The 715-nt window shown below is 46.3% G+C and carries 1 protein-coding gene; it reads right to left on the bottom strand.

Features of this window, described 5'->3' with window-relative positions:
* Window positions 1–31: 31 nt before the first annotated feature.
* Window positions 32–454, bottom strand: a complete 423-nt coding sequence (locus JNK74_28865; protein ID MBL7650193.1) for a hypothetical protein — start codon at window positions 452–454, stop codon at window positions 32–34.
* Window positions 455–715: the final 261 nt, after the last annotated feature.

The following is a 715-nucleotide window of genomic DNA, read 5'->3' as shown; positions in this document are numbered from 1 at the left end:
TAAAGATGCTGAGTGCAACTGACCGCACTCACTAAGAAATACAGGCATCACTCCGATTCAGGCTGAGACAACACACTGAGAACAGATCTCGCTCTTTCACTGCCCAATGGTATCTGCTGAACTCGAACTGACCGATGTCTAACTCGGCACGGATCCGCCATAGGTCGTCATTCAAAATCGGGAATTTAATCGGACACGAGTCAACGACCAACTGGATTTCTGTTCCACGGTCATATAGTTCCACTATGCGGACAACGTGTACAATCTCTTCACCAAAGCCCTCTTCCATCAGCACGCAAGGCCAAGACTTAAGGCAGTCAACAGCCTCTTTCGAAAGAGACCCCAACTGTTCCTTAATCGTTGCACTCGTATACTCCAAGAAACGATTCTTGTCGAAGCTGAATGCTCCGCCTTCCCAGTCTCGAAACTTTTGCCACACCAACAAGCTATACATAATGACAAATCTCCACTTTCGAGCTGGCTTGGACAACATTGAAGAAGAATGACGGTCTTCGAATTGACCCATTCCACCACGCAATCCAGCTCCGTTTTTTAGTCGCTTTTTGTGACTGCAAAGCTCCTCACTCCTCCTTAACCAGGCAATACACTAAACCTTGTCACAATAGATCCGTTTATTTAAGGGTGCAGATCTGCTATTACCGCTAATAATGCCAGATAAATATAGTTGTGGGCTCCGGGTTGGAATTGGCTATAC

This window comes from Candidatus Hydrogenedentota bacterium, from assembly GCA_016791475.1.
Classification (GTDB): Bacteria; Hydrogenedentota; Hydrogenedentia; order Hydrogenedentales; family JAEUWI01; genus JAEUWI01.
This window is presented reverse-complemented; position numbering and strand designations above follow the sequence as displayed.